General features: G+C 71.9%; 21 protein-coding genes, 1 tRNA gene and 1 pseudogene. 11 read left to right on the top strand and 12 right to left on the bottom strand.

The annotated features are described in order from the left end of the window. Positions 1-161: 161 nt before the first annotated feature. Both BZZ08_RS24890 and BZZ08_RS24885 read left to right on the top strand, forming a co-directional pair. Positions 162-668 (top strand): hypothetical protein, encoded by a 507-nt coding sequence (locus BZZ08_RS24890; protein ID WP_104634490.1) that lies wholly within the window; start codon positions 162-164, stop codon positions 666-668. Positions 669-837: 169 nt separating this feature from the next. Beyond that, positions 838-1,128, top strand: coding sequence for a response regulator transcription factor (locus BZZ08_RS24885; RefSeq protein ID WP_274543296.1), 291 nt, complete (start codon positions 838-840; stop codon positions 1,126-1,128). Between the two features lie 16 nt (positions 1,129-1,144). On the opposite strand, the gene BZZ08_RS24880 is transcribed toward BZZ08_RS24885, so the two are convergent. The 4 genes from BZZ08_RS24880 to BZZ08_RS24865 form a co-directional block, all read right to left on the bottom strand. Beyond that, entirely contained in the window at positions 1,145-1,897 is a 753-nt protein-coding gene (locus tag BZZ08_RS24880; RefSeq protein WP_104634489.1) for a hypothetical protein, read from the bottom strand. 4 nt (positions 1,898-1,901) lie between these two features. Beyond that, entirely contained in the window at positions 1,902-2,381 is a 480-nt protein-coding gene (locus BZZ08_RS24875) for a hypothetical protein (protein WP_104634488.1), read from the bottom strand. A 5-nt stretch (positions 2,382-2,386) separates the two neighbouring features. Beyond that, positions 2,387-4,627: a glycoside hydrolase domain-containing protein gene (locus BZZ08_RS24870; RefSeq protein WP_104634487.1), complete on the bottom strand. Its 2,241-nt coding sequence runs from the start codon at positions 4,625-4,627 to the stop codon at positions 2,387-2,389. 413 nt (positions 4,628-5,040) lie between these two features. Beyond that, the gene (locus BZZ08_RS24865) at positions 5,041-5,505 is read right to left on the bottom strand and encodes a GatB/YqeY domain-containing protein (RefSeq protein ID WP_104634486.1); all 465 of its coding nucleotides are present in this window, start codon (positions 5,503-5,505) and stop codon (positions 5,041-5,043) included. 139 nt (positions 5,506-5,644) lie between these two features. Between BZZ08_RS24865 and BZZ08_RS24860 the strand changes: the two genes are divergently transcribed. The 3 genes from BZZ08_RS24860 (at position 5,645) to BZZ08_RS24845 (ending at position 7,615) form a co-directional block, all read left to right on the top strand. Continuing rightward, complete coding sequence (locus tag BZZ08_RS24860) at positions 5,645-6,574, top strand: metallophosphoesterase (RefSeq protein ID WP_104634485.1); 930 nt, start codon at positions 5,645-5,647, stop codon at positions 6,572-6,574. 150 nt (positions 6,575-6,724) lie between these two features. Continuing rightward, entirely contained in the window at positions 6,725-7,474 is a 750-nt protein-coding gene (locus BZZ08_RS24850; RefSeq protein WP_104634484.1) for a Pr6Pr family membrane protein, read from the top strand. A 67-nt stretch (positions 7,475-7,541) separates the two neighbouring features. Next, positions 7,542-7,615 (top strand) — tRNA-Pro (locus tag BZZ08_RS24845). A 174-nt stretch (positions 7,616-7,789) separates the two neighbouring features. Here BZZ08_RS24845 and BZZ08_RS24840 read toward each other — a convergent pair. From BZZ08_RS24840 to vanR-Sc, 3 genes are all read right to left on the bottom strand, one after another. Then, positions 7,790-8,524 carry a dienelactone hydrolase family protein gene (locus BZZ08_RS24840; protein WP_104634483.1) on the bottom strand — a complete coding sequence of 245 codons (735 nt, stop codon included), beginning with the start codon at positions 8,522-8,524 and terminating at the stop codon, positions 7,790-7,792. A gap of 235 nt (positions 8,525-8,759) precedes the next feature. Beyond that, positions 8,760-9,854, bottom strand: a complete 1,095-nt coding sequence (locus BZZ08_RS24835) for a sensor histidine kinase (RefSeq protein WP_104634511.1) — start codon at positions 9,852-9,854, stop codon at positions 8,760-8,762. Further along, entirely contained in the window at positions 9,847-10,542 is a 696-nt protein-coding gene (vanR-Sc, locus tag BZZ08_RS24830) for a VanSc-type vancomycin resistance response regulator transcription factor VanR (RefSeq protein ID WP_104634482.1), read from the bottom strand. The genes BZZ08_RS24835 and vanR-Sc overlap by 8 nt, the downstream gene beginning before the upstream one ends. Before the next feature lie 87 nt (positions 10,543-10,629). On the opposite strand from vanR-Sc, the gene BZZ08_RS24825 reads away from it, so the two are divergent. Continuing rightward, a complete protein-coding gene (locus tag BZZ08_RS24825; RefSeq protein WP_446750272.1) occupies positions 10,630-11,754 on the top strand; it encodes an endonuclease/exonuclease/phosphatase family protein in 1,125 nt (374 codons plus the stop codon). Positions 11,755-12,075: 321 nt separating this feature from the next. Here the strand turns inward: BZZ08_RS24825 and BZZ08_RS24815 are convergent, their stop codons facing one another. Continuing rightward, on the bottom strand, positions 12,076-13,590 hold the full coding sequence (locus BZZ08_RS24815; protein ID WP_104634480.1) for a potassium/proton antiporter: 1,515 nt from the start codon (positions 13,588-13,590) through the stop codon (positions 12,076-12,078). A 78-nt stretch (positions 13,591-13,668) separates the two neighbouring features. After that, on the bottom strand, positions 13,669-13,959 hold the full coding sequence (locus BZZ08_RS24810) for a DUF3040 domain-containing protein (protein ID WP_104634479.1): 291 nt from the start codon (positions 13,957-13,959) through the stop codon (positions 13,669-13,671). A gap of 301 nt (positions 13,960-14,260) precedes the next feature. On the opposite strand from BZZ08_RS24810, the gene BZZ08_RS24805 reads away from it, so the two are divergent. Together BZZ08_RS24805 and BZZ08_RS24800 are read left to right on the top strand one after the other, a co-directional pair. Next, the gene (locus BZZ08_RS24805; RefSeq protein WP_104634478.1) at positions 14,261-14,545 is read left to right on the top strand and encodes a zinc-ribbon domain-containing protein; all 285 of its coding nucleotides are present in this window, start codon (positions 14,261-14,263) and stop codon (positions 14,543-14,545) included. Between the two features lie 106 nt (positions 14,546-14,651). Continuing rightward, positions 14,652-15,734 (top strand): PucR family transcriptional regulator, encoded by a 1,083-nt coding sequence (locus BZZ08_RS24800; RefSeq protein ID WP_104634477.1) that lies wholly within the window; start codon positions 14,652-14,654, stop codon positions 15,732-15,734. Positions 15,735-15,764: 30 nt separating this feature from the next. Here BZZ08_RS24800 and BZZ08_RS24795 read toward each other — a convergent pair whose 3' ends face one another. Further along, positions 15,765-17,291 carry a flotillin family protein gene (locus tag BZZ08_RS24795; protein ID WP_104634476.1) on the bottom strand — a complete coding sequence of 509 codons (1,527 nt, stop codon included), beginning with the start codon at positions 17,289-17,291 and terminating at the stop codon, positions 15,765-15,767. Positions 17,292-17,363: 72 nt separating this feature from the next. Then, positions 17,364-17,873 (bottom strand): hypothetical protein, encoded by a 510-nt coding sequence (locus BZZ08_RS24790; protein ID WP_104634475.1) that lies wholly within the window; start codon positions 17,871-17,873, stop codon positions 17,364-17,366. A gap of 233 nt (positions 17,874-18,106) precedes the next feature. Here BZZ08_RS24790 and BZZ08_RS24785 point away from each other — a divergent pair, with 233 nt between their 5' ends. Next, positions 18,107-19,978, top strand: coding sequence for an NAD(P)-binding protein (locus BZZ08_RS24785; RefSeq protein ID WP_104634474.1), 1,872 nt, complete (start codon positions 18,107-18,109; stop codon positions 19,976-19,978). A 138-nt stretch (positions 19,979-20,116) separates the two neighbouring features. On the opposite strand, the gene BZZ08_RS24780 is transcribed toward BZZ08_RS24785, so the two are convergent. Then, on the bottom strand, positions 20,117-21,928 hold the full coding sequence (locus BZZ08_RS24780) for a S9 family peptidase (protein ID WP_104634473.1): 1,812 nt from the start codon (positions 21,926-21,928) through the stop codon (positions 20,117-20,119). A 143-nt stretch (positions 21,929-22,071) separates the two neighbouring features. Between BZZ08_RS24780 and BZZ08_RS24775 the strand changes: the two genes are divergently transcribed. After that, entirely contained in the window at positions 22,072-22,962 is an 891-nt protein-coding gene (locus BZZ08_RS24775) for an SURF1 family protein (protein WP_104634472.1), read from the top strand. A gap of 190 nt (positions 22,963-23,152) precedes the next feature. Further along, positions 23,153-24,355, top strand: a pseudogene (locus BZZ08_RS24765) (AAA family ATPase); the annotation flags it as partial.

Here is a 24,355-nt window from a genome sequence, read left to right as displayed (position 1 = left end):
CCTTCCCCGAATCGGGGGAGGGACCGTTCGCCTTGTTTCCAAACCTATTCGACGTGATTACGCCAGCCGACGAGAGAGCCATTCCGTTCGCGCGATGCCGTGACATAGTCGCGTCTGGCCCCGCCACCGGGTGCCTTTCATTGCTGCACCACGGAGGGGAAATGAAACTTCGCACACGGATCGGCGCGACGTTCGGCGCACTGATCAGCGCTCTCACCCTGGTCCTCATGCTCCCCGGCTCGGCACAGGCGAGCGCCCAGGCGTGCTCCGGTTTCGGCTGCGACGGGCACGACCCGAACATCCAGTCGTGGCAGACCGGACCGGTCAGCCCGTACGGGCCGTACCAACTCGGCGGCTCCTTCCTGTACGAGCTGCGGTGGGGCAAGACCGACGGCGACCAGTACAGCTGGGCGCGGCTGCACTACATCAGCGGCTCCAACGAGGGTGACTGGAGCGTGTACGTCCAGCGCTGCACCAAGGACCAGTCCGAGTGCTACTGGCGGCTCGGCCTGAAGAAGGGCGGCGCCTCGGGCTGGACCGCCAAGATTCCCGGCGGGACGAACTACTACTGGACGCGCACCCCGATGTACCACAACCCCTCGACCCACATGATGCGGGCCTGCGTGGAGGACCCGTCGGGCGACCAGAGCTGCACCCCCTGGTACTGAGCCGGCCCACGGTCGCCGCGACGACGGCGCCGCAGCGGTGGGGCGGAACGATGGAATTCCATCGTTCCGCCCTTTTGTCGCTCATCTTTCATTTATCCGTCTTCCCCGTGCGACAGAGTTCACTTAAAATGGACCGCGCATAACAGCCGCACATCACATCGGGGTTCTTTTGACCGCCAGACCGGAGAATTGCGTCGACCTTTCCGCCGTCGGCGACGACGACCGAAAGATTCTGAATCTCTTGTATGCGGGCTTCAGTGACGCCTCGATCGCCCGGCGACTCGGCGTGGGACACCGCACGGTACAGCGCAGGGTCCAGCGGCTCATGGAGCAGCTGCGGGCCAACGGGCGCGTGGCCCTGGGAGCGCGGGCCCAGGAGCTGGGCCTGCTCCGCGCCATGCGCCCGCCGTACGAAACGGGAGGGCATCCGCTGGAGCGGACGCCCTCCCGCAATCCGTGACGGGCCGACCGGTCCGTCAGCGGTTGCGCTCGGCCCGGCGGCGACGGGAGGGTTCCGTCACGTCGGGGACCACACCCGCACCCGCACCCGGGGCCTCGTTCCACGAGCGGATCTTCGCGGCGACGCGTCCCAGCCGCGCGTCGTCCGGCGGTACGTCGAGGTAGAACAGCCCTTCGTACGGGTGGCGGTCGTCGCCGCCCCACCGGACGACGCCCTCGGTGTCGGCGAGGATGTCCCGGAGGGTCAGCACCTGGGCCCCGGTGAAACCGTCCCGCACACCCGCCGGATAGGAACCCGGCCTGATCACGACGGCGGTACCGGACGCCAGGTTCGACTCGGGCCGCCGGGCGTCGCGCACCGCCGACGGCGCCGTCCACCCCTCCAGGGCTCCGGGCCCGGTGCCGGCACCCAGGGCGTCCACCTCGTAGTGGAAGCGGCGGATCACATGGACCAGCACCGTCTGCGTGTCGCCCATGCGCAACCGGACGGTCAGCCCGGTGCCCGGCACCGGGCAGGTGACGACGGCACCGTCGGCGTCGACGGCGTTCTGCATCTCCCACCCGTTGGCCGAGGGCCGGCCCGTACGCAGTCGGCGATGACGCGCTTTGGCGCGGCGCAGCGCCTCCTTCAACGCGTCGTTCCTGACCGGCTGCGGCCCGGCGGCGGCGGCCGGGGACGCGAGCAGGCCGGTGGTGGTGAGGCTCGCGGCGGCGGTGGCACCGGCGGCGGCGAGGAGAGTGGTGCGGCGGGGAATACCGGAGTTGTTCAACGGCTCATCCTTTCTTCTGTGTCGGCGTGCGCTGCTGGTGGTGCAGGAAAGCGGAAACCGCGGCACCGAGGAGCGCGAGCACCAGCAGAACGGTGAGGGTCGGATTGATGTAGCCGGGGACGACGACGGAGTAGTCACGGCCGTCCGAGACCTCGCAGACGAGCCGCAGCGGGACGAAGTCCCCTCTGCGGCCCACCAGGACCGCCCCTTCGGGTCGCTGCCGCTCGCACTCCTGCGCCTGCTCCTGGTCCCCCAGGAACAGCAGGTCGAGCAGGCCCCACAGGTAGACGGCGAGGCCCGCAGCGACCGCCGTCAGGGAGACGTCCCGCGTCACCTTGGCCGCAGTGCGGTGGAGGCGGGCCCGCGCGGTGAACCGGGAGCACAGATACGCCAGGAGGGCGATCAGCGTCGGTGTCGCCGTGAGGAGCGTCGTGAAGAGAACGGTGTCGTCGTGGCCCTGCCAGGGATCGGCTGCCGTGATCACGCGCGTCAGACCCCGCGGATGGCGAGGTTGTACTTCTCGAAGATCGCGTAGAGCGGCATGCGTTCCTGCGCGTGGGCCTCCGCCTCGGTGCCGAAGCCCTGGTACCGGCGCAGCACCTCGTAGATCTCGGTCTCGGTGTAGTCGAGCGCGGGGCGTCGGATCGGGGTCTCGGCGTGATCGCCCGCCTTTCCGTCGGCGCCCCAGATGTGCATGTGCGGCACGGTGCTCAGGTTGAACACGTTGTCCTGGTTGACCTTCTGCCACATGGCCCAGCGGTCGTCTTCGTCGGTCGCGTCGAGGATGGTGCCTTCCAGCAGCCCCGCGCGGATCGAGTTGTTGCGCGCCAGGATGCAGGTGCGGCCGGAGATCTTGGCGATGCCGGTGCTGCTGTCGACCAGTTGCTCGACCTTGGGGAGGTCCTTGGCCCAGTCGGGGATGATCCCGGTGTGGTAGAGCGTCACACCGGCGTCCTCGGTGAGGTCCTTGATGCTGTAGTGGCAGAACTCCCAGAACGCCGAGGTCTGGATGAGCGCCTTGCGCATCCGGTACCTGCGGGCTCCCGAGGTGATCGCCGCGTCGTGGCTGATGATCGTTTCGAGGCACTCCTGCAGGGTGTAGATGCGCTCCCCGCCGGGCTTGCCGATGCTCGCCATGTACGCCTGGATCTCCTGCAGCAGAGCGGGCAGGAGATCGATGTCGAAGCCGATGTCGAGCTTCTCGGAGGGTGCGGGGTAGAAGTCGCCCTGCCCGGTGTCGCGGCCCGAGGCGATGTTGTTGTCGATCTCGATCTGGCCGCTGCCGGAACCGATCGTCTTGGTGACGATCTGGTCGAAGGACCAGTTCTCGGGCATCGGATATCCGAGGTTGCCGGAGAAGCCGGACGACATGTCCGACACGAAACTGGCATCCGCGTAACCTGCCGCGGATATCCGGGAACAGGCGTTGCGCGGCCCGTAGACCCCGATCTTGTAGGGACTGCCCAGCCGGTTCATCTCGTCCCTGACGCTTTGGAAGTACGGCAGGATGTACGAGGTGACCTCTTCGTCCACCGCGTCGTAGTCGACGGCGAAGTAGATGCGCGTGCCGGGCTTGAACCCGTGTTCCTCCGCCTTGAACGACGCCGTCATGCAGTCGGTGACGCCCTGCTCGACGCTGTAGTAGTCGACCGAGCGCGCCCACGTCTGGTAGATGGGGAAGCAGCGCAGCCCGTATTCCTTGATGGTCGCCAGCTCGCCCGGCTGGATCTCCTTCTCCGGGAGCGACGTGGTGGACGGGTTGTAGAGGTACCGCCCGACGTACTTGTAGCCGGCGGCCTTCAGGGCCTGGGCCCGAGCGGCGGTGATCTTCGTGACGCCGTCACAGGCCTCGCCCGCCCGGCTCTGGTCGCCGTAGGAGACGAGCAGGGCGGCCCAGGTCTCGAAGTCTCCCTGACCGTTCACGGCGAGCTTCATGAACGACTGGAACGTACTGACGCTGGAGGCCAGCGAGGACGTGTACGAACTCGTGAAGGACACCGGGCGCTTGTTGAGGACCATCGCCCCGGTGAACAACTGCACCCAGACCCCGGAGGAGCCGGTGGACACCGTGTGGCTCTTCAGGCCGGACTGCGTTCCGGGACCGAAGACCCCGTTCGCGACGCCGTCGGCCATGCCCAGTTCGTACTGAATGGCGAAGAGCATCGACTTGGCGACGTCACGGGAGTGATGGCCGTCGCAGGGAATGATGTAGAAGTCCTTGCGGAGCACGTACCGGCCGTTGAGCCACTGCTGGATGGACCGGATGGTCTCCGACCCGTTGTTGACGGTGACGTAGGCGTCCATGTTCATCAGCCCCTTGACCACCTTCGGCCACAGGGAACTGCCGGGATAGGTGCCGCCGACGCCCATGTTCGCGTTCAGCTTCGCCACGGCCGCCTTGACGCGGTCGTTGTAGGTTCCGTCGATGTCACCGCCGTCGTAGCCCTTGCAGTAGAGCGCCGACTGGATGATCCGGCAGAAGTTCGCCGACGGGATGGTGGTCTCGTCGAGCTTGCCGTACTTCTCTCCGATGGTGGCGAGGGTGGTCGGACCGAAGTTGTCCGACAGCGACGGGATACCCATCTCGTACTGCAGTGCCCGAGTCAGGGCATACATCACGGTCCAACCCGTGCGACCGTTCTCCTCCAGTTTGGAAATGCCGAGGGTGGCGCCGTTCCCGTATGTGGTGTTGATGAATCTCTGGGCGCGGAGCACCATCTCATCAGCCATTGGGTCCCTTCCTGCCGCCGGAATTCGAAGGCGGGGCGGAAGAGGTCGGCGCACACCGCGCCACCGTCACCGCGGCATTCATGGGGTCGGGCATGCCCTGATTCCCCCCCGAGAACGACATTTCCCACCCCAGCAGCCCTCAGGACTGCTCTTGACCAGTAGGAACCTAGATCATCCGGGCGGCCACGAGAAGGACTCGGGCACCACGGAAACCCGAAGGCCGAATTTCGCCGTGAACAGACCGGTGCAAAGGTTCCAGGGAAAGAAAACTGCGCGCAAGCGGTTGCTTCCACGCTTTCCATGCCCGTGTTACGGAAGGGTAGAAATCCGGCTTTCGGCTGTTCTGCCGCCGACCGGGGAGCACAGGACGGCCGGGATGCGGATGCTTCCCGGCCGTCGGCCGTCGTACGTACTCAGCCCGCCAGGAGCTTCTTGACCGCGGCGGCGACCCGGCCGCCCTCGGCCTGCCCGGCCACCTTCGGGTTCACGATCTTCATCACGGCGCCCATGGCACGCGGGCCCTCGGCACCGACCGCCTTCGCCTCCTCGACGGCCTGCGCGACGATCGCGTTCAGCTCGTCGTCGGACAGCTGCTTCGGCAGGTAGGCGGCGAGCACCTCGCCCTCCGCCTTCTCCCGCTCGGCCTGCTCGGCGCGGCCACCCTGGGCGAAGGCCTCGGCGGCCTCACGGCGCTTCTTCGCCTCGCGGGTGATCACCTTCTGCACCTCGTCGTCGGAGAGCTCGCGCTTCTGCTTCCCCGCGACCTCCTCCTTGGTGATCGCGGCCAGCGTCAGCCGGAGCGTCGAGGAGCGGAGCTCGTCGCGCTCCTTGATCGCGGAGTTGAGGTCGTCGTGCAGCTTCGACTTGAGCGTGGTCATGGACCTGATTGTCGCAGGTGCGGGAGGAAAGACGCCCGCTGATTTCCGCGCCCCCGGCGAAGGCGGCCGCGGACGGCCTCCCACCGCCGCGGACGGCCTCCCAGCGCCGCTTCCCCACCGCTTCTGACACGATGGACGTATGCGCGCGCGATACGGAGTACCCCTGGGAATGACGGCGGTTGGCACCGCCGGTCTGATCTACGCGGCAGGGATCGAGCCCCGCTCCTTCCGCCTCCGACGGGTGACGGTCCCCGTCCTCCCGTCCGGGATGCGGCCCCTGCGGGTACTCCAGGTCTCCGACATCCACATGGTCGGCGGTCAGCGCAAGAAGCAGCGCTGGCTGCGCTCGCTGGCCGGGCTGCGCCCCGACTTCGTGATCAACACCGGCGACAACCTGTCCGACCCGGAGGGCGTTCCCGAGGTCCTGGACGCCCTGGGCCCCCTGATGGAGTTCCCGGGCGCCTACGTCTTCGGCTCCAACGACTACTACGGGCCCAGGCCCCGCAACCCCGCCCGGTACCTGCTCGAGAAGGTTCAGGGCCGCCACGGCCTCAACGGCAACCCGCCGGTGGTGGGAGCCGTCCACAACCCGTGGGAGGACCTGCGCGACGGGTTCGACGCCGCGGGCTGGCAGAACCTCACGAACACCCGCGGCTCGCTGAAGATCGAGGGCGTGTCGGTGGAGCTGACGGGGCTGGACGACCCGCACATCAAGCGGGACCGGTACGCGGAGGTGGCCGGCGGCCCGTCCGGCGCGGCCGACTTCTCGATGGGCGTGGTGCACGCCCCGTACCTGCGCGTCCTGGACGCCTACGCGGCGGACGACTACCCCCTGATCCTGGCCGGCCATACCCACGGCGGCCAGCTGTGCATCCCCTTCTACGGCGCCCTGGTCACCAACTGCGACCTGGACACCGACCGCGTGAAGGGCCTGTCCACGCACACGTCCGGGGGCCACACCTCCTACCTCCACGTCTCGGCCGGCTGCGGCGCGAACCGCTACACCCCGTTCCGCTTCGCCTGCCCACCGGAGGCGACACTGCTGACGCTGGTGGGCCGGGAGCACTGAGGGTCCCGGGGAGGGGAGAGGGTCTGGGAGGGGGAGGGACCAGGGCGCCGGGGCACCGGGGCACGGGGCACCGGGGGGGGGTAGCCCCGGGGGTAACCCACACGGCCCACCCATATAGCCCGCTATGTCCGGCCTGTCTACGTTGAGGCCATGACAGCCCCGATACCCAGGGACATCCCGGACCTCCCCCCGATCCCGGGCCACGTCGTCCTGCCGCCCACCGTCGTACCGGCCCGCGCCGTACTGATCCCGGCCCGCCGTCGCGCGGTCGCCGTCTTCCGCGGCCTGATCGCCCTGCTGGCTCTCACCGGCGTAGGGATCGAACTGCTCACCGGCGGTGCGCCCGCGACGGCCCTGAGCCATTTCACGATCCAGAGCGGCACCCTGCTGGCGCTGGCCATGCTCGTCTCCGCGCGGTGCGCCTGGTCCGCCCACCACCCACTGCCGGGCGCCCTCACGGGCGCGGCCCTGTTCTACGTCCTCGCCGCGGCCCTGGTCCACCACTCGCTCCTGGCCCACGCGTCGAGCCCCTTCGCGGCGCCGGAGGGCACCGGCACGGCCTGGCAGACCGCCGCGACCCACATCCTCCACACGGCGGTACCGGTGGCCGCGATCCTGGACTGGCTCCTCCTCACCCCCGCCGGCCGCCTGCACCTGCGCCAGGCCCCTGTCTGGCTTCTGTACCCCCTGGCCTACCTGGCCTTCTCCCTGACCCGCGGCGCGCTGCTCGACCCCGGCTCCCAGGACCGCTATCTGTACCCCTTCCTCGACGTCGACCAGCACGGCTACAAGATCGTCCTGGGCAACGCCCTCCTCATCGGCCTCGCCCTCTACGCCCTGGCCGTACTCCTCGTAGCCCTGGACCACATCCGCCCGGACCCGCTCCGCCGCCACCGATAAACCGGATTTCGTCTCCGGCCACCGGTGGGCTAAAGTAAACGACGTCGCCGCGACGAGCAGCGACGATCGGGGTGTGGCGCAGCTTGGTAGCGCGCTTCGTTCGGGACGAAGAGGTCGTGGGTTCAAATCCCGCCACCCCGACAGTGAAGCACCAGGTCAGGGGCCTGATCCGCAGTGCGGGTCGGGCCCCTGCCGGCGTTTCTGCGGTCGGGGCGTCCACCTCTGAGAAGGACACGACCGGCCCCCTCCCCCGGTTCGACACCGCGACGCGCGGAGACTCGTCGGGTGAAGGGGGCCGGTCTGCTCACCGACGCCTCAGTCGTTGACCAGAGTGCGGTCGAGCAGGGGGACCAGGTGGTCCCAGTGACGTCGCAGTGCGGCCGCGTTGTAGGTGTCGGTGTCGGCCATGGTGAAGCCGTGGACGGTGCCGGGGTAGATCTCCGAGGTGTAGTCGACACCCGCGGCGTCCAGGGCCGCGTTGAGCTCACCGAGGGCCTCGGTCGACAGGTCGGTTTCGGCATGGCCGAAGTGGACCCGAGCGGTGATCCTCTCGAGGGCGTCGGGCCCGTCCGCCCCCACGGGGCCGTGGAATACGGCGAGAGCGGCCACCTGGCGGGGGTGGGCCGCGGCGGTGCGCACCGCCAGGAGGCCGCCGATGCAGTAGCCGGTCACCGCGACCGGTCCGGAGCCGACCTCGGGCTGGGCGGTGAGGAACTCGAGGTAGGCGTCGGCGTCGTTCACCGTGCGTTCGGCGGTGTGCGCCTCGATCAGGGGCATCAGCTGGGCGACGAGCGCGGGCCGGGCCTCTTCTCCGATGTGCTCGGAAAGTTCGACCACCGGTGCCGGTCCCTGCCGGTAGAAGAAGTTGGGGACGAGTACGTAGTACCCGTGACCGGCCAGTTCGCGGGCCATCTCCCGCAGCGCGGGGCGGATGCCGAAGGCGTCCGCGTACATCAGCACCCCCGGGTGCCGCTCGCCGTCGTCGGGGAAGGCGGCGAAGGCGTCGGCCCGGCCGTCCGGGGTGGGGATCCGCAGCGTCTTGGTGGGCATGGGTTCTCCTGTCGTGGTTGATGTGCCAAGGCTGTGATCAACACGACGGAGGCGGAGCCCGCGCTGCGGCGCAGGGCCCTCGATCCGACACCGGGCGCGCGCCCGCCCGTACGGCGCTCAGAAGGGCACCGGGTCACCCGTCCGTGTGTGGCGCGATGCCGTCCCGGTAGTCATGGCGGCACCGTAGTCCACCGAAGGAATCCCGTGCCACCGCCCCCAGCCACAGTGCCGTCGCTCACCTTCCGGTGTGCGGGTGGTTCCTGGGGAGTTCCACGGTGATGCGGAGGCCGCCGGCGGGGCGGGGGGTGAGGGTGAGGGTGCCGTCGTGGGCCTGGGTGATGGTGTTGACGATGGCCAGGCCGAGGCCGACGCCCGGGTGGTCGGTGTGTACGCGTTCCGTGCCGCGTTGGAACGGTTCCGTGAGGGTCGAGGTCTGGTGGGGGCTGATCCGTTCGCCGGTGTTCTCGACGGTGAGCAGCGAGGTGCGGGGGCCGGGGGTGGTGTGGACCCGGACTCTGCCCCCGTGGGGGAGGTTGTGGACGATCGCGTTGTGGACGAGGTTCGTGGTCAGTTGCAGGAGGAGGGTCGGCGATCCGAGGGCGGGGGTCACCTCCCCGCCGGTTTCGAGGGTGATGCCGTGTCTCTCCGCGAGGGGGAGCAGGGTTTCGGTGGCCTCTTCCGCGAGGAGGGACAGGTCGACGTGCTCCCGGGTGAAGGAGCGCTGGCCGGCGCGGCTGAGCAGGAGCAGGGCCTCGGTGAGGTCGATCGCCCGGGTGTTGACGGAGTGGAGGCGGTCAATGATCTCGTCGGTGTCCTGGTCCGGGTCGGTGCGGGCCACGTCCAGGAGGGCCTTCGAGACGGCCAGCGGGGTGCGCAGCTCGTGCGAGGCGTTGGCCGCGAAGCGCTGCTGTTCGGCGACGTGGGCTTCGAGGCGGGCGAGCATCGTGTCGAAGGCGTCGGCGAGTTCGCGGAACTCGTCCTTGCGGCCCGGCAGCCGGATCCGGTGGGACAGCGATCCGGCCTCGGCCGTGCGGGTGGCGTGGGTGATGCGGTCCAGGGGGGCGAGCATCCGTCCGGCGAGGAACCATCCGCCCAGGAGGCCGAACACCAGGAGGAACACCATGAGCGCGACTGCCGTCGGGGCGAAACCGCGGAGGAAGATCGTGCCCGGAGTCGCCTTCACCGCCCCCCACTCATTGGTGATCAACCACCCCTGTCGTACGAGGAACACTCCCACGGCTACGAGCAGCAGAGCCCCCGCGAGCATGAGGAAGCCGGCGTAGCTGAGGGTGAGTTTGAGGCGGACGCTCAAGCCGGGCCGTCTAGCCACGGTCGCCACCGTCATGGCCGGTGGCGGTCCCCGTGTCGATGCGGTAGCCGACGCCCGGCACGGTGGCGATGATCCACGGCTCGCCGAGGCGCTTGCGCAGGGCAGAGACGGTGATGCGGACGGCGTTGGTGAAGGGGTCGGCGTTCTCGTCCCACGCCCGTTCCAGGAGTTCCTCGGCGCTGACGACACCGCCCTCCGCGGCGACCAGCACTTCGAGCACCGCGAACTGCTTCCTGGTCAGCGCGACGTAGCGGCCGTCCCGGTAGACCTCCCTGCGGAACGGGTCTACGCGCAGACCCGCGATCTCCCGCACGGGCGGCCTGCTGTGGGCGCGCCTGCGGTCGAGTGCCCGGAGCCTGAGCGCGAGCTCCTGCAGTTCGAACGGCTTGGTGAGGTAGTCGTCGGCGCCGAGTCCGAAGCCGGAGGCCTTGTCGTCGAGGCGGTCGGCCGCGGTGAGCATGAGGATCGGCATGCCGCTGCCGGAGGCGACGATGCGCGCGGCGATCTCGTCGCCGGACGGACCGGGGATGTCCCGGTCGAGGACGGCGATGTCGTAGGCGTTGACGCTCAGCAGTGCCAGCGCGGTGTCGCCGTCCCCGGCGATGTCGGCCGCGATCGCCTCCAGGCGCAGGCCGTCGCGGATCGCCTCCGCCAGGTAGGGCTCGTCCTCGACAATCAGCACACGCATGCCGTCGAGGTTACGAGTGGGCGCATATCGTCGGCATATCGAAAACCGCATACGTGCCGGCAACACCGCGCCGCGTTCACTGACCATATGCGTCAGATCTCACCACCAACGCCTTCTCCGGTAGCGGAAACAGCGACAGAAGCAGCGGCACAGACAGAAGCCGCGAGAGAAACGGCCGCCGCGAGAGAAACGGCCGCCGCGCCGAGTCGGCTGCCGCGTGCCGCCTTCCGTCGTGCTGTCCGGTCGGGGGCATGGAAGCGGGGGCCCGTGCTCACGGGGGCCGCGCTGCTGCTGGGTCTGGTCATGCTGCTGCACGGCCAGATACCGAACCGGATCGGGTCCCTCGGCAGTCTGGTGGAGACCTTCCTGCCGTGGTTCGGGCTCTTCGTCCCCGTGCTCGCGGCCGGGGCGCTGTGGCGCCGCTCCGCCTCCGCGGTGGTCGCGCTGGTGCTGCCGGTCACGGTGTGGCTGAGCCTCTTCGGCGGGTTGCTCGGCGACAAGTCCGAACCGGGCGGCGACCTGACCGTGGCCACCCACAACGTCGGCGCCGGGAATCCGGACCCGGTCGGCACCGCCCGCGACCTGGTCGCCTCCGGAGTGGACGTGCTGGCCCTGGAGGAGATCACCGAGGAGGACCGGGGGGTGTACGAGAAGGAGCTGGCGGGGGCGTATCCGTATCACACGGTGCAGGGCACGGTCGGGCTGTGGAGCAGGCTGCCGCTGTCGGACACGCGGCCGGTCGACATCGCGACGGACTACGGGCCGCTCGCGAACACCAAACCGGCCGACGTCCAGCTGGCCGGCAACCGGGCGCTGCGCACCACGGTGGCCACGGACCGGGGTCCGCTGGTGGTGTACGTGGCCCATCTGGGCTCCGTACGGCTCACTCCCCGGGATGGCTTCTGGACGGACTCCCGCGACCGGAACGCACAGGCGCTCGGCAAGGTCCTCGCCGCCGACCGGAGTGAGCGGGTGATGCTGCTCGGCGACCTGAACGGCACCCTGGACGACCGCGCGTTGGCGGGCATCACCGCGCAGCTGCACTCGGCCCAGGACGCGGCCGGCGACGGGTTCGGCTTCAGCTGGCCGGCGAAGTTCCCGGTGGCGCGGATCGACCAGATCCTGGTGCGCGGCGTGCAGCCGACCGGTTCGTGGGTGCTGCCTGCCACCGGCAGCGACCACCTGCCGGTGGCGGCCGGAGTCAGCTGGTGAGCGTCGCCTGGCAGGACCGGGGCAGCCTTGCCCGACCTCGCCGGTATATATCGCCGGTGTATCGGAAGCCGCATACGTGTCGGCAACACCGCGCCGCCTTGACTGGCGGCATGTCCTACAGCGAACCAGCACGACCAGCGGCCCAGACCTCGCGGTACCCGTCCGGGGCGGCGGGCGGGAACCGGACCGGACCGCGCGGAACCGGTGGCGGTACGGAGGGCGGCGATACGGAGTGACCGGGACCTGAGGGTCGCCGCCCCTCGGACACCCCCCTCGACACCCCCCCCGACACCCCCTCAGAGACCGCCCGCCCTCACGCGCTCACGCCCCGGCGTGCTCCGACTCCGGAGCGCCGTGCTCGCCCAGCCAGCGGGCCAGTCTGCCGCGGCGGCCGACGGCGCGCAGCCGGCGTTCCGACGCTTCCCGGACCCGGGGTGTGGTGATGAGCAGCAGCTCGTCACCGGCGCGCAGCACGGTCTCGCGGTCGGGTACGAGGCTGGTGCCGTCGCGGATGACCAGGGTGACGACCGTCGGGTGCGGCAGCCGCAGTTCGAGGACGGTGACGCCGTGCAGGCGCGAGCCCGGCGGGACGGACACGGTGAGCAGGTCGGCGTCCAGCAGGTCGAGCGGCGCGGTCTCGACCTGGATCTCGCGCAGCGCGTCCGGACGGGTCACCCCCGTCCACCGGGCGACCGCGGGCAGCATGGGCCCCTGGAGCAGGGTGAACAGGACGACGAGGACGAACACGATGTTCAGGGCGTCGCGCGCACCGGCCACTCCGGCCACGACCGGGAAGGTCGTGAGCACGATGGGCACCGCGCCCCGCAGACCGGCCCAGGAGATGAAGACCTGCTCGCGCCAGGGCACCCGGAACGGCAGCAGGCACAGCAGGACCGAGACCGGACGGGCGACCAGCAGCAGCACCAGGCCCACGACCAGGGCCGGGACGATCGCGGAGGGCAGTTCGGTCGGGTCGACGAGCAGCCCGAGCATGACGAACAGGCCGATCTGGGCCAGCCAGCCGACGCCCTCGGAGAAGGAGCGGGTGGCCGCGCGGTGGGGCAGCTTGGCGTTGCCGAGGACGAGCCCGGAGAGGTAGGCGGCGATGATGCCGCTGGCGCCCAGCGCTCCGGCGGCGGCGAAGGCGATGACGCCGAAGCCGACCGTGGCCAGCGGGTACAGGCCGGTCGCGGGCAGGGCGATGTGCCGCAGCGCCGCGACGCCCAGCCATCCGATCGCCACGCCCAGGACGCCGCCCACCACGAGCTGGAAGAGCAGGTTGCCCACGACGGGGAGCGGTCCTGGCAGGCCGGCGGTGGTGGAGAAGAGCAGCACCAGGATGATGGTGGGCGCGTCGTTGAAGCCGGACTCGGCCTCCACCAGCACGCTCACCTTGCGCGGCAGCGGCAGGGCGCGCAGTACGGCGAAGACGGCGGCGGCGTCGGTGGAGGAGACGATCGCGCCGATCAGCAGGGCCAGCCGCCAGTCGATCCCCAGCAGCCAGTGCGCGCCCGCAGCGGTCACCACGACGGAGATCGCCACGCCGACCGTGGCGAGCACACCGGCGGGGGCGAGCAGGCGCCGCACGTCGCTCCACCGGGTGGTCAGCCCGCCCTCGACCAGGATGAGCGCGAGGGCGGCGGCGCCCAGGGCCTGCGCCAGTTGGGCGTCGTCGAACCGCAGGCCGAGACCGTCCTCCCCGGCGACGAGGCCGACGCACAGGAACAGCAGCAGGCTGGGCAGGCCGATGCGGTGGGCGGCGCGGGCCGCGGCGATGCTGGCCAGCAGCACGGTGCCGCCGATCAGCAGCATGACGTACAGCTCGGACAGGGTCATCGAGCGGGCTCCGGGCGGTACGCGGCCCCGGCCACGATCGCGGCCAGGGCCAGGGCCACGGCCACGATCACGGTCGGGTCAGGTCCCGGACGGCGGGCACCGGGTGCCGCGCTCGCGGCGGTGCGGGTCGAAGAGTTCACCGGCGACACCGGCGAAGACCAGCCCGGCGGCGATGAGCAGCCCGTGGGCGAGGAACATGCCGGTGGCCAGCGCGCCCAGGGCGACGGCGAGCAGCAGCCAGGCCCGGTGGTACCGGTACTCGCGCGGGCGGCGGGGGCGGCCGTCGGCGAAGGCCCTGGCGAACTCGGGGTCCTCGCGGTGCAACCGGTTCTCGATCTCGGTGAGCCTGCGGTCTTCGGGTACGGGCATGGGGTCCTCCTCCCGACGCGGGGCCCCGGGCGGGCGACGCGGTCAGCGGGGCGGGCCATGTGCTCTCCTTGCGGGTGGGACATCCCGATCGCACCGGGGCCGAGCGGCCGGGTAAGAGGGAGTGGGCTCCAGAGTCGCCCGCGCGGGCGGGTCGGGGCCATCCGGGACGGCACCCACATACGGCGGCGTGCGACCTGTAGGGAGAGGGGTGGGGCGCACGTGTTAGGGAGACGTGTTCCGTCCGGGGGAAGATCTGGGTGTCCTGCGCACTCGCAGGGGCCGACCGGGAAGGACCCAGCTCGTGATCATCTTCGGCACCAAGGGCTACCTCTACCAGCTCGCGATACTGACGCTGGTGTGCGGCCGGTGCGGCAACCCCGCCGCGCACACGCTCAGGAAGCGCGTCACGAAGTTCACGCTGTTCTTCGTGCCGCTGTTCCCCTTCTCCACGAAGTACGCGACCCAGTGCACGTTCTGCGGCGCCGAGCAGCAGGTGACCAAGGAGCAGGCTGAGCAGCTCCAGGCGCAGGAGACCGGCGGTCAGGCGTACGGGCCGTCGGGGCAGCAGCCGTACCAGCGGCCGTAGGGACCTGCCGCGCCCTCCCTCGCGCATTGCCGGGTTCCGGCAGTGTTGACTACCCTCACGTTGCCGGACTCCGCGCACCGGGCGTGAACGGCAGGGGAGGCGCGGGGTGACGGACCTGCAGACGGACCAGCGGGAGACGTACCTGACCGGGTACGCCGAGATCCTCGCGAAGGTCGCCGGCACGGGGCGCCGGCTGACCCGCGACGAACTGGAGGAGCGGCGGCTCTTCGGTGAGCAGGCCGCGGAGGCGGGACACAGTCTGCGCAGTCTGGTCCGGCTGCACCTGGACGCCACGCGCGCGTCCTGGCCCGGCGGCGGTTCGGCGGTCTTGGGCCCGGACGTCACCGGTACCGTGCTCGCCGCCGTCGCCCAGGCCGTGGACGCCTTCGCGGAGGGCTACGAACGCGCGCAGCGGCTCGCCGTACGCCAGGAGGAGGCCGCGCGGCGGGAGTTCATCGACGACCTGCTCTACGGTCGCAGTGATCTGGGCCGTCTCGCCGAACGGGCCGAGCGCTTCGGCCTCGTCCTGTCCCGCGCCCACGCCGTCGCGGTGGCCGAGGGGCCCGAGGTGTACGACGACACGGCCCCGGTCACCCGGGTCGTGGAGAGCGCGCTCATCTCCCGCTTCGGCGACCGGCGCATCCTGATCACCACCAAGAACGGGCAGCTGATCTGCATCGCGCCCGGCGACCAGGACGACGTCCTGTCCTTCTTCGCCAAGCAGGCCTACGCCGCCACGGACGGCAGCAGGGTCGCCATCGGGCGCTCGCAGAGCGGCGCGGGCGGCGTGGTGCACAGCTACGAGGAGGCGCTCAGCACCCTCGAACTCGCCGACCGGCTGGGGCTGGAGGAGCCCGTGGTGCGCGCCGCCGACATGCTGGTCTACCCGGTCCTCGCCCGTGACCGGCAGGCCATGGCCGACCTGGTGCTGAGCGTGCTGGGTCCGCTGCGCGAGGCCCGCGGCGGTGCCGAGCCGCTGCTGCGGACGCTGGAGGTGTACTTCGACGCGGGCTGCACCGCGGCCGAGGCCGCCCGGCGGCTCACGCTCAGCGTGCGGGCGCTCACCTACCGGCTGGACCGCATCCACCAGCTGACCGGGGCGAACGCCTCCGACCCGGTGCACCGCTACACGCTGCAGACCGCGGTCATCGGAGCCCGGCTGCTGGGGTGGCCCGGCCAGGAGATCTGACCGGGCCACCGGGGCCGCCCGCGCCTCGGGTCAGCCGGTGATCTCGACCTTGCCGTTGCGCTGGTCGGGGCCGCTGTCCGGCTCCGCGGCGCCCTTCGCCGTGATGTTCTTCAGCAGGGCCGCCAGGTCGACGCCCGTGGTGGAGCCGAGCAGTTCCATGCCCTGCGCCACGTTGTCGGCGACCGTACGGGACAGCCGGCTCGCGCCGTCCGTCGAGATGACCGTCATCTTGTCCACGGCCGCCAGCGGCTCGGACGCCTTCGCCACCACCTGCGGCAGCACCTCGACCAGCATCTGCAGCACGGCGGCGTCGCCGTACCGGTCGAAGGCGGCGGCCTTCTTCTCCATCGCCTCGGCCTCGGCCGCGCCCTTGGCACCGATCGCGGCGGCCTCCGCGTCGCCCTCGAGCCGTACGGCCTCGGCGATCGCCGCACGCCGGGCCCGCTCGGCCTCACCCTGCTTGAGGCCCTCGATGGCCTCCGCCTCGGCCAGCGCGCTGCGCCGCTGCTTCTCGCCCTCACCGGTGAGCCGGGCCCGCTCGGCCTCGGCCTGGGCCGCGGCGATACCGGCGGCACGCTCGGCCTCGGCCTGCTTCACCCGGGCCACCCGGCGGGCCTCGGCCTCCTGCTCGGCCTCGTACCGCTTGGCGTCGGCGGGCTTGCGCACCTCGGTGTCCAGCTGGCGGTCCTTCAGCGCGGCCTGCCGCTCGGCGACCTTCTCCTGCTCGGCGAGGATGTCCTGCTGCCGGGCCGCCTCCGCGAGGGGGCCCGAGGCGTTGGCGCGGGCCGCGGCCTGGTCGGTCTCGGCCTTGATCTCGGCCTGCTTCAGGTAGAGGGTCCGCTGCGCGACCGCGATCTCCTCCTCCGCCTTCAGCCGCGCCTGCTCGGCCGCCCGCCGGGCCACCGCCTCCGCGATGTCGGCCTCCTGCTTCGCGCGGGCCGCCTCGGGACGGCCGAGGTCCTCCAGGTAGGAACCCTCGGTGGTGATGTCCTGGATCTGGAAGGCGTCGAGCACCAGACCCTGCCCGGACAGGCTCGCCTCCGCCTCCTCGGCCACCTGGCCGGCGAACGCGGCCCGGTCCCGGATGACGTCCTCCACGGACATCCGGCCGACGATCGCGCGCAGCGCGCCGGACAGCACCTCCTGGGTGAAGCCGACGATGCCGTCCTGCTGCATCAGGAACCGCTGGGCGGCGGCGCGGATCGCGTCCTCCGTGCCCCCGACCTTGACGATCGCGACACCCTCCAGGTGGGCCTTCACCCCGCGCAGCGTCACCGCGCCGCGCACGGCGACCGGGATGTGCCGCGAGGAGAGGTCGAGGGTGAACCGCTGCTGCACGAACGGCACGACGAACACGCCGCCGCCGACCACGACCTTCTGGCCGCTGTTGTCGGTGAAGACGCGGCCCGTCTCCGGATCGGTGGACTTCTTGCCGCGCCGCCCCGTGACGATGAACGCCTCGCTCGGGCCGGCCACCTTGTACCGGCTGACCACCACCAGCGCGAGCAGCACCAGGAGTACGACAACCCCCAGCACCGCGATGACAACAGGACTCATGACAACGCCCCCGATTCACAGAGAGGTACGGACGAACAAGAAAGAACAGGAGGAAGGGGTCCGCGGGGCCGTTCAGCGGTCCACCGGGCGGACCACGACCGACGTCCCGGTCGGCGCCGCCTCGACCCACACCTCGGCGCCCCGCGCCACCGGCACCGCGCTGCGCGCCGCGCACTTCAGCGGCTGGCCGGCGAGCCGGAGCAGGACCTCCCCGTAGCCGTCCGCCGGGATGGCGGTGACGACCTTGCCGGATGTGCCGAGGAGATCGTCGGTACGGGGCGTGACGGCCGTCTGGTCGCGCATCAGGGCGCGGCTGAAGCGGTACGTCAGCCAGCCGGCCCCCACTCCGGCGACCGCGCCGGCCCCGGCGGCGCCCGCGGGACCGGTCCAGCCGGTGCCGAGGGCGATGGCGCCGGCGAAGCCGGTCATCGCCGTGAACCCGGCGACGACCGGCAGCGACAGCCACCCCTCCAGGACGCCGTCCAGCGCTCCCCCGAACGCGCCTTCCAGCACTCCGTCGAAGACCAGCGACAGGGCGAGCAGCACGACCCCCGTGATACCCAGCCCGAGAAACCAGGCCATGCGTGCCGTCCCCCTCTCGCCCGTCGCTGAGCTTCGGTGAGATGAATCGTCACACGCGGCGCGACAGCGGGTCATTGCCGTGTTCCGGCAATCTTTACGCGTCTTTGATGCCGCCCTCGGTCCGTTCCGGCGCGGCCGCAACCGCAGGCGGTGCCTGTACTGTCCTTCTCCACATGGGGACTCATACGGGGAGCGTTCCGAACCAGGTTCCGCAGGGCGACGGATACGCGCACATGGTGGTGTGCGGCGACGACGGGCTGGCCCACCGGCTGGCCGCCGAACTGCGCGGCGTCTACCGCGAACAGGTCACTCTCGTCGTCCCGCCCTCCGTGCGCCGGGTGCGTCAACCGGTGGTCGGGCGGGCCCGCGCGGCCTCGGCGGCCCTGCTGGACATGGTCAACGCGGCGGTGAACCGGACGGGCAACGGCGACCCGGGCGGCGCCGGCCGCGAACTGGAGGCCACCGAGCCGACCGAGGACGTGCTCGCGGAGGCCGGTGTCGAGCGGGCCACCGCCCTGGCGCTCGTGTACGACGACGACGAGACGAACATCCGCGCCGCCCTGACCGCGCGCCGGCTCAACCCCCGGCTGCGACTGGTCCTGCGCCTGTACAACCGGCGGCTGGGCCAGCACATCGAGGAACTCCTCGACCAGAGCGCCGCGCTGGCCACCGGCGACGGCCCCGGCTCCTGGACCGGGTCCACGACCGTGCTGTCCGACGCCGACACCGCCGCGCCCGCGCTGGCGGCCACCGCTCTCGTCGGCACCGGCAAGGTCGTCGAGACGGACGGCCTGCTGCTGCGCGCCGTCGAACGCGATCCGCCCCGGCCCGGCGAGGTGGCCGACCCGGGGCTGTGCACCCTCGCGCTGCTGTCGGCGACGAGCAACGACCCGGCCGGGGCGGACGGTTCGGAGAGCAGCGGCGAACAGGGGCCGCGGTTGCTGCCCGACGAGGCGGCGGTGCGGGCGGCCACCGGACGCGGGACCGTGGTCCTGGAGCAGGTGTCGTACTCCGGGCCGGCGCTGCCCGCCGGGCGGGCCGGGGTGCCCGCCTTCGGGGAGCTGTTCTCACGGCGGCTGCGGTGGTCGCTGGCCGGTCTGGCGGCCTGCGTGGTCGCCCTCGCCGTGGCGCTGATGCTGGTCACCGGCGACCATCCGCTGCACGCCACGTACGTGACGCTGCTCGACCTGTTCTCCATCAACGAACCCGCGCACAACAAGGACACCGGCCGTCAGATCCTCCAGCTCCTCTCCGGCTTCGTCGGACTGCTGCTGCTGCCCGTCCTGCTGGCGGCGGTGCTGGAGGCGCTCGGGACCTTCCGCAGCGCCTCGGCCCTGCGCAAGCCGCCGCGCGGGCTGGGCGGGCACGTCGTTCTGCTGGGTCTCGGCAAGATCGGCACCCGGGTCCTGACCCGGCTGCGGGAGATGGACATCCCCGTGGTGTGCGTCGAGGCCGACCCCGAGGCGCGCGGCATGGCGACCGCGCGGCAGCTGCGGGTGCCGGTGGTGCTCGGGGACGTCACGCAGGAGGGCGTCCTGGAGGCCGCCAAGATCCACCGTGCGCACTCGCTGCTCGCGCTGACCAGCGTCGACACGACCAACCTGGAGGCGGTGCTGTACGCCCGCTCCGTACGGTCGCGGCTGCGGGTGGTGCTGCGCCTGTACGACGACGACTTCGCGACCGCTGTCTACCGCACGCTGCGGGCCGCACACCCCCGCGCGCTCACCCGGAGCCGGAGCGTGACGCACCTGGCGGCGCCGTCCTTCGCCGGGGCGATGATGGGCCGCCAGATCCTGGGGGCGATCCCCGTGGAGCGACGGGTGCTGCTGTTCGCGGCGGTGGAGGTGGCGGGGCATCCGCAGCTGGAGGGGAAGACGGTCGGGGAGACGTTCCGGGCGGGGGCGTGGCGGGTGCTGGCGCTCGAGGTCTCCGACGGTGAGCGGGTGGAGGACGTTGCCCCGGAGGGCGCGCGGCAGTCGCGGTTGGTGTGGGAGCTGCCCGACACGTATGTCCTGCGCGGGTCGGACCGGGTGGTGCTGGCGGCGACTCGGCGGGGGCTGGCGGAGTTGCTCGGGCGGCGGGCGCGGCGGCGGACGGACGTGTAGGGGCGCTGCCCCTGCGACCCCGCCAGGGGGCTCCGCGCCCCCTGGGCCCCCGGCCTGTGCCCAGCCTCCCCCACGCTCGGCTGCGCTCGCGCGGGGGCCCCCGTCCCGACTCGGTCGGCCGAGAAGGCCGGGCAGCCACTACTCCTTCGGCAGATGCCTCCTCGCGAAGTCCAGTTCCAGGGCGACCTGCTTGATGCGTTCGTCGACGACCAGGGAGCCGTGGCCCGCGTCGTAGCGGTAGACCTCGTGGACGGCGCCCCTGGCCTCCAGGCGCTTGACGTAGTTCTCGACCTGGCGGATCGGGCAGCGCGGGTCGTTGACGCCCGCCGAGATGTAGACCGGGGCCTTGACCTGGTCGACGTAGGTCAGCGGGGAGGACGCCTCGAAGCGCTCGGGGACCTCCTCGGGGGTGCCGCCCAGCAGGGTGCGGTCCAGGGCCTTCAGGCCCTCCATCTCGTCGTGGTACGCGGTGACGTAGTCGGCGACCGGCACGGCCGCGATACCCAGCGTCCACGCCTCGGGCTGGGTGCCGATACCGAGGAGGGTGAGGTAGCCGCCCCAGGAGCCGCCGGTGAGGATCAGGCGCTCGGGGTCCGCGAGGCCCGAGGTGACCGCCCATTCCCGCACCGCCGCGATGTCCTCCAGCTCGATGAGGCCCACCCGGTGCTTGAGGGCGTCGGTCCACGCGCGGCCGTACCCGGTGGAGCCCCGGTAGTTGACGCGGACCACCGCGTACCCGTGGTCGACCCAGGCGGCCGGGCCCGCGGCGAAGGAGTCGCTGTCGTGCCAGGTCGGGCCGCCGTGGATGTCGAAGACCGTCGGGAGCGGACCGGCCGCCCCGGCCGGCTTCTGGACCAGGGCGTGGATGCGGCCTCCCGGCCCCTCCACCCACACGTCCTCCACGGGCACCGAGCGGGGCGACTTCATGCCGGGCGGGTCCAGGACGACGCGGCCGGTGGTGGAGCGGACGGCCGACGGCTCGGCGGCCGAGGACCACAGGTACTCCACGCTGCCGTCCGGGCGGGCCGTGGCCCCGGAGACGGTGCCGGCGGGGGTGTCGATCTCCGTCAGACCGCGCTCGGCGAAGTCGTAGCGGAACAGCTCGCTGCGGGCCTCGAAGCCGTGCACGATCAGCAGGGCGGAACCGTCCGGATACCACTCCGCGCTCACGTCGCCCGGCAGCTCCAGCGCGAGGTCCGTCTGCTCCCCCGTCGCCACGTCCCACACCAGGGGCTCCCAGCGGCCCCGGCGCTGGTGGCCGATGAGCAGGCGGGTGTCGCCGTCGACCGGCGCGAAGCCCAGGACCTCCAGGCCCAGCTCCCGCTCGCCGCCCTCGGTGTCGTCCAGCTCGGCGACCGTGCTGCCGTCGGGGCGCAGGACGCGCAGCGCCGAGTGCATGGCGTCGCCGTGCTCGGTGTGCTCGATCGCGATCAGGGAGCCGTCGTGGGAGAGGTCGCCGACGCCCGCGGACTCGCGGTGCCGGTAGATCTCCACCGGGGCGCCGCCGTCTCCGCGCGCGAGGTGGATGGTCGTACCGTCCTCGTCCGTCGAGCGGCCGATCACCGCCGTGCGGCCGTCCCGGCCGAGGGCGAGGCCCGCCGGGTAGGAGGGGTCGAGGCCGGGCACGGCCTCCTCGTCCTGGCCGCCGGCGAAGGGCTGGCGGCGCCAGACGCCGAACTCGTCGCCGTCCTTGTCGTCGAACCACCAGATCCACTCGCCGTCCGGCGCGAGCACACCGTCCGTGGTGCCGTTGGGCCGGTCCGTGACCTGGCGCTGCTCGCCGCTCGACCGGTCCCAGGCGTACAGCTCGTACGTCCCCGTCGCGTTCGACACGAACAGGGAGCGGTCCGGGGCGTCCTCGGCCCAGTCGGGCAGCGACACCCTCGGCGCCCGGAACCGCTTCTCCCAGTCATCCATGTCCGGCGGAACGGACCCGTTGCTCTCAGTCATGGCCCCATCTTGCCCCGACCCGGCGACAACGCGCAGAGGAGATCCCCAGCCTGTGGACAACCTCCCCCGGACCACTCCCGCGCGACCATGTTTTCCACAGCCCCGCTGCGGGGTCGTCGGGCGCGCACCGTACCGTGGAGGGCGTGTACCGGTTTCTGCTGACGCCCCGATGGTGGGGGATCAACGTCTTCGTCGTCCTGGCCATCCCCTTCTGCATCTTCATGGGTTCCTGGCAGCTCGGCCGGTTCGAGGACCGGGTGCAGGACCACGAGACCGCCACCACGCAGCACGAGTCGGCCCGCCGGGAAGCGGCGCGCCCGCTGACCGAGCTGCTGCCCGTGGACAAGGCGACGGTCGGCAAGCAGACCACCGTGACCGGCCGGTACGACGATCAGCTGCTGGTCCCGGAGCGGAAGCTGGACGACCGGGAGGGCTTCTACGTCCTCACCCTCCTGCGCACCGACGGCGGCGAGGCGCTGCCGGTCGTGCGCGGCTGGCTGCCCGGTGAGCCCGACCCGGCGAAGGCCCCGGCCCCGCCCACCGGCGAGGTCACCGTCACGGGGGCGCTCCAGGCCGCCGAGTCCCCCGGCGGCAACGGCGTCAGCGGCCGCTCCGGCTGGCCCGCCGGACAGACCGGCGCGATCAGCGCGGCCACGCTGCTGAACCTGGTGCCGTACGACGTGTACGACGCCTGGGTCACGCTGAACGAGGGCGACTCCGGGATGCGGGCCGTGCCCGTGAGCGCGCCGCAGAACACGGGGCTCGACCTGAAGGCCTTCCAGAACCTCGGCTACACCGCCGAGTGGTTCGCCTTCGTCGGCTTCGTGATCTTCATGTGGTTCCGCCTGCTGCGCCGCGAGGTCGAACTCGCCCGCGACGCCGAGCTGGGCCTGGTCGCGCAGGACGACGCGGACGGGGCGGACGGGGCGGACGGGGCGGACGAGGCCAGCGGAGAGAGCAGGACGCCCGGAGCGTCCGGGGACGGGGCCGACGGGGAGAAGGCCGACGGGGACAGGGCGGGGCTCGTCTCCTGACGGCGGGGCCGCCCGCCAGGGGCTACGCCCCCGAGCCCGAGTCCGCCAGCAGCCCCGTCCAGTACACGGTCCCCACGCACGCGTTGGACACCGTGGCCGTCGCCGAGCCGGAACCGCCCTGCGGCGTGTAGGTCACCGACACGCTCCCCTCGGCCGGACCGTCCTCGGTGATCAGCTGGGCCGTGGGCCCGGCCTCGCCGCCGCCGCCCGCCGGGCCGCCGAGGAACTGGGCGGCCTCGAGTCGGCCAGGCGCGCCGAACGGCGCCTCGCCGACCTGGTCGCGGAGCGGGACGGCCTCGACCGGCAGGAACGCGCCGACGAGGAGGTCCGCCAGGAGGCGGAGACCTGGCTCGCCGACTGGGAGTCCACCCGCGCCGGACTCCAGGGCCGCGTCGACTCCGCGCAGGAGGCCGCCAGCCGCGCGGAACAGCTCGCCGTACAGCGCGACCCGGCGCGGCGCAGACTGGAGGCCGCCCGGCAACGGGACCGGCTCACCGACGACACCGAACAGGCGCGGCGGCGGGCGCTCGCCTCGGCGGAAGACGCCGTCGAGGCCCGCGCCCACTGGCTCGACCTCAAGGAACAGCGGCTGCACGGCATCGCCGCCGAACTCGCCGCGAACCTCACCGACGGCACACCGTGCGCGGTGTGCGGCGCCACCGAGCACCCCGCCCCCGCCCGCAAGACCGCCGGGCACGTCGACCGCGACGCGGAGGAGCGCGCCCTCGCCGCCTACCAGGCCGCCGACGAGCGGCGCGCACGGGCCGAGCGGCACCTGGGCACCGTACGGGAGGCGCTCGCCGCCGCCACGGCGGAAGCCGGGGACGCGCCCACCGCCCGGCTGGCCGAGGAGGCCGAGGAACTGGAGGCGGCGTACACGCGGGCGCGGGCGACCGCCTCCGGCCTGCACGCCGCGCAGGAGGAGCTGCGGCGGGCCGAAGGCGAACGCGAACAGCGCGTCGCCGCCCAGCAGCAGGCCGCCGTCCGGTCCGCCTCCCGGGTCGCGGGCCGGGAGCGGCTGGAGCGCGAACAGACGGCGTTGGAGGAGGAGTTGGCGCGGGCCCGGGGCAGCGCCGAGAGCGTGCGCGCGCGGGCCGCGCAGCTGGAACGACGGGCGGCGCTGCTCACGGAGGCGGCCGACACCGCCCGGGTCGCCGAGGACACCGCCCAGCGGCTCAAGGACGCCGACGCCCGGCTCGCCGACGCCGCCTTCCGGGCCGGTTTCGACACCCCGGCGGACGCGGCCGCCGCCCTGCTCGACGACACCGCCCACCGCGAGCTGCAACGACGGCTCGACGCCTGGCAGTCGGAGGACGCCGCCGTCCGCGCGGTCCTCGCCGAGGCCGACACCACCGACGCGGCCCGGCGACCGCCCGCCGACCCCGTCGCGGCG

This window comes from Streptomyces sp. MH60 (assembly GCF_002939385.1).
Lineage (GTDB): Bacteria > Actinomycetota > Actinomycetes > Streptomycetales > Streptomycetaceae > Streptomyces.
Note: the sequence above shows the minus strand (reverse complement) of the source record. Positions and strands in the feature narration are given on the sequence as shown.

Excerpts from the sequence above, each read along its gene's own strand:
- BZZ08_RS24815 (WP_104634480.1), bottom strand. The coding sequence starts at position 13,590 with ATGACCCTGTCCGAGCTGTACGTCATGCTGCTGATCGGCGGCACCGTG.
- BZZ08_RS24825 (WP_446750272.1), top strand. The coding sequence starts at position 10,630 with ATGCGTCAGATCTCACCACCAACGCCTTCTCCGGTAGCGGAAACAGCG.
- BZZ08_RS24860 (WP_104634485.1), top strand. The coding sequence starts at position 5,645 with ATGCGCGCGCGATACGGAGTACCCCTGGGAATGACGGCGGTTGGCACC.
- vanR-Sc (WP_104634482.1), bottom strand. The coding sequence starts at position 10,542 with ATGCGTGTGCTGATTGTCGAGGACGAGCCCTACCTGGCGGAGGCGATC.
- BZZ08_RS24870 (WP_104634487.1), bottom strand. The coding sequence starts at position 4,627 with ATGGCTGATGAGATGGTGCTCCGCGCCCAGAGATTCATCAACACCACA.
- BZZ08_RS24780 (WP_104634473.1), bottom strand. The coding sequence starts at position 21,928 with ATGACTGAGAGCAACGGGTCCGTTCCGCCGGACATGGATGACTGGGAG.
- BZZ08_RS24865 (WP_104634486.1), bottom strand. The coding sequence starts at position 5,505 with ATGACCACGCTCAAGTCGAAGCTGCACGACGACCTCAACTCCGCGATC.
- BZZ08_RS24810 (WP_104634479.1), bottom strand. The coding sequence starts at position 13,959 with ATGCCCGTACCCGAAGACCGCAGGCTCACCGAGATCGAGAACCGGTTG.
- BZZ08_RS24840 (WP_104634483.1), bottom strand. The coding sequence starts at position 8,524 with ATGCCCACCAAGACGCTGCGGATCCCCACCCCGGACGGCCGGGCCGAC.
- BZZ08_RS24795 (WP_104634476.1), bottom strand. The coding sequence starts at position 17,291 with ATGAGTCCTGTTGTCATCGCGGTGCTGGGGGTTGTCGTACTCCTGGTG.
- BZZ08_RS24850 (WP_104634484.1), top strand. The coding sequence starts at position 6,725 with ATGACAGCCCCGATACCCAGGGACATCCCGGACCTCCCCCCGATCCCG.
- BZZ08_RS24890 (WP_104634490.1), top strand. The coding sequence starts at position 162 with ATGAAACTTCGCACACGGATCGGCGCGACGTTCGGCGCACTGATCAGC.
- BZZ08_RS24785 (WP_104634474.1), top strand. The coding sequence starts at position 18,107 with ATGGTGGTGTGCGGCGACGACGGGCTGGCCCACCGGCTGGCCGCCGAA.
- BZZ08_RS24790 (WP_104634475.1), bottom strand. The coding sequence starts at position 17,873 with ATGGCCTGGTTTCTCGGGCTGGGTATCACGGGGGTCGTGCTGCTCGCC.